The 3,384-nt window shown below is 25.6% G+C and carries 5 protein-coding genes; all 5 read right to left on the reverse strand.

Annotation, left to right across the window (positions count from 1 at the left end):
• Positions 1–585 (reverse strand): recombinase RecT (locus tag U881_RS0102210; protein ID WP_024653092.1); only part of this gene is annotated, 585 nt, incomplete at its 3' end.
• 411 nt (positions 586–996) lie between these two features.
• A complete protein-coding gene (locus U881_RS0102215) occupies positions 997–1,551 on the reverse strand; it encodes a chromosome replication/partitioning protein (RefSeq protein ID WP_038363399.1) in 555 nt (184 codons plus the stop codon).
• Positions 1,552–1,623: 72 nt separating this feature from the next.
• Positions 1,624–2,376: a ParA family protein gene (locus U881_RS0102220; protein ID WP_024653094.1), complete on the reverse strand. Its 753-nt coding sequence runs from the start codon at positions 2,374–2,376 to the stop codon at positions 1,624–1,626.
• Complete coding sequence (locus tag U881_RS0102225; protein WP_024653095.1) at positions 2,352–2,912, reverse strand: DUF226 domain-containing protein; 561 nt, start codon at positions 2,910–2,912, stop codon at positions 2,352–2,354. The genes U881_RS0102220 and U881_RS0102225 overlap by 25 nt, the downstream gene beginning before the upstream one ends.
• A gap of 9 nt (positions 2,913–2,921) precedes the next feature.
• Positions 2,922–3,384: plasmid maintenance protein (locus tag U881_RS0102230; protein ID WP_024653096.1), on the reverse strand; the 463-nt coding region annotated here is incomplete at its 5' end.

Genomic DNA, 3,384 nt, shown 5'->3' on the forward strand with positions numbered 1-3,384 from the left:
TTGTTCTTCATATACAGTACTTATACCTTCTAATTCTTCTCTAGTATATGGCATAGCAGATAAATCAGTTCCTGGCAATGTTCTACAAAGTCCACTTATTGCACATTTTCTTAGCATAAACACTGGCTTCTCTCTCCATACTGCTGTATTTCTACTACACTCTCCTAAAAGAACTGAAAAGCTATAACATTTTCCTTCGCTAGTACTCATATATGCAGTACACTGTAAGTCTTCTTTTTCTATTATATTACCTTTAGCATCAACTCTATAAGTCTTTAGCTTTTCTTCTTTAAATGAAAAATCTCTACTATCATATCCATACTCATATACTCTTTTAAGCAAAGTTTGATATGCTACTACAACTGTTGGTCTCCCATTAAATGGTATTATGTATGCTTCTTTTTTAAATGGATTAAGATTATTTATTTTAAGCAAAGTTAAAATATCACGTTCTGATTGTAAATCTATTTTATCTAATCCATACATACATTTGTATGAATTCCATAATTTTAAAATATCTTCTGACGTAATTTCACTAATATATTTGTTAATAATTTCTTGCATTATGTTATTTATATTTTTCATTATTATCTCCTTGCTTATGATATACAAAATATTATAACATAATTTTTATGTTTTTTTAACAAAAAACATAAAAATTATCAAAAAAATAAAATTAAAAAAATGAATTGATTTTAAAAACTTTCAACTAACAAATTAGAGCTTAATTAAATATTCTTTTCAGAATGCTTAATTAAGCTCTAAAGGCTTATGAATTTGATCATAAACAAGGTAGTACTAATATGATTAGCACTACTAATAATAGTTAGAATACAATAAACTTAAAATAAAATCAACTCTTGTTTTAAACAATGCAATAAATATATTATTTAAGATTTTACATATTTTTTTATACTAAACTTAGTTATAAGCAAATTTCAAACTCAATTTTCTGTTTTAAGTTATGTTTTATAAGTTAAATTGTGCATATTCCTTTTAATTATCCTTAAAACCTCTTAAGGTCTCATATCTTTTTCTAAATTCATCAAGCCAGTCTCTTTTTTCTCTAAACAAAGTATCCATTACAAAACTAGTAAATTTTGAATCTTTTTTATAATAATCATAACTTTCTTGACACTTAAGTTGAAAACGAAGTGGTTTTATTGGATTTACTTTTGACTTCTTAAGAGAAATTCCTTCTTTATTTCTCAAAAAAGAAATAGTGTACTTAATCCCATATTCTATAACAAACTGCTCTTCTAATAATCCTTCTTCAAAGGCATCTCCTATTCTAAGATATTCATACACCTGACTTCTGGCAAGTCTAAAATTTTTTGAAAACGAATTAAAACTATTATGTCCATCTAATTTATAATATTTGTTATCTTTTATTTCTTTTAACGCTTTTATAGTCTCTATTTTATGAAAAATTTCTTTTTTAAAATTATTTATTATTTTTTCTTTTAATTTGTTATAACGTTGAATCTTAGAATCATGATTTGTATCCTCTAAATTTCTACTATCTATTTTTAACCTTGATCTTAATTTCATAACAACCTCCAGATTATCTATATTTCTTTAAGTTGTCTGCTAAGCAGACAACTTACTACATAAAAACAATAATCATTTAATACTTTGAACACTATTTAAAAAGATACTAACAGCACTTTTATATTCTTTCATATAATCTTTATTTGAAGAAAAAATAGAATTACTTGCTATATTTTTATTCAAGTCTTCTCTCTCAGAAATGATACCCAAAAAATTATCTTTATTTTTCAACAAACTAGCATATTCTTTATGCGTATTATTGTTTTTAAATCTGGTCACAAGCACAAAAACAGGAACATTTAATTCTAAATTATTGAAAAAATAATAAAATAAATCCAAACATTCAATTGCCCACTTTTCGGGAACAATAGGTACAATTATGTAATCACTACTCAATAATGAATTTCTATATGTAAAATCAAAACTAGGAGTCGTATCTAATATAATGTATTCGTAATCATTACAAAAGCAATCTAAATTTAATTTAAGTAGAAGTTCCTTAGAATCTATTCTATCGTCGTTAATTTTGTGTAAAGTCAAGTAGCTGGGAATAAAATCTAAATTGTTATCAACGTTTATGATCGCTTCTCTAACATTTAAATTATCAATTAAAACTTCATATATATTTGTTATGCGTAAATCTATACTAAGTTCCCTTATTTTATCCTTATAATAACTCGTAATTGAAGCTTGTGTATCCATATCTATTAAAAGTACTTTATATCTTTGAGACAACAATTTTGCGAATATTATCGAACTCGTACTTTTACCAACACCACCTTTCATATTTGCAATACTAATTATTTTGCTTTTTTTTTTATCCATTTACTTATGATGCCCCCATTTGGTAATTTTTTATCGTAAAATTCGTATATTTGTTTTTCTAAATTTGTTATTATTTCAAGTAATGTTTTGCAATATTTTGAATTTAACTTTTCTTTTTTAAACAAATAAGAAATTCCTACAAGATAACAAAATACGCTACCTTTTTCGAATCTAAATTCTATGTAATAAGCCTTTGAGAAGGTAGATGCCTTCATAACACCATTTTCTTCATACCTCCTAACTACATTTTTTATTGGTCTCCTATATCCATAAAATATTCCTAAAAACTTATCATCACCTCTTAAAGAGAATAAATGAAATGCTTCTATTTTTTTCTGATTAAACAATCCTCTAAAAGAAATAAAAAATTTATGTTTTTGGTTTTTATTAACTCCAAATATGTATAAGTCATTCATTATTTTTGTGTGATATAACATTCTGTTGTTATTGTTTTCTATCTTCACAAAAATGAGTTTTTTTTTACTTTGCGTAATTTCAACTTTTTTTTCTTTTAGGCGTTCTAATACGCTCTCCATTAATTACCCTCAAGTTACGATTTTCTCACTCTCTCTGATTTTTAAATATCCTTTTTCTTCTATTATTTCGAAGATTTCGTTGTAATAATGGTTGTTAAATGTTTTTTTGTAGTCCAATGTTTCTTGTTTACTCAAATACTCCCTAAGTATTGGGAACAAAATTGCTCTATCCACTTTCCTAGAAAATTGATCTACTAGTATGCTAAATATGTTGATCTCAAGATTCTTCTTTTCTGCTTCTTCATCCTTTACCTGTGATACCGTTTTTTTAAGTTTCGCAATGACTTTTTTTAAGTCTGGGTACTTTTTATTCTCGATTATAAAATGGGGCTTTTCTTTGTATTTCTCGCTTATCTCAGACATTCGTATTTTAAGTTCAGATTTTTCATAACCTTGTTTCTCCAATTTCAACATCGCATTTTCAAGTATCTTATCCATCTCTTCTCGTCTCAAAACCAGTTTGCTTTTAATC

The organism is Borrelia persica No12 (assembly GCF_000500045.1).
In the GTDB taxonomy this organism is placed as follows: Bacteria; Spirochaetota; Spirochaetia; order Borreliales; family Borreliaceae; genus Borrelia; species Borrelia persica.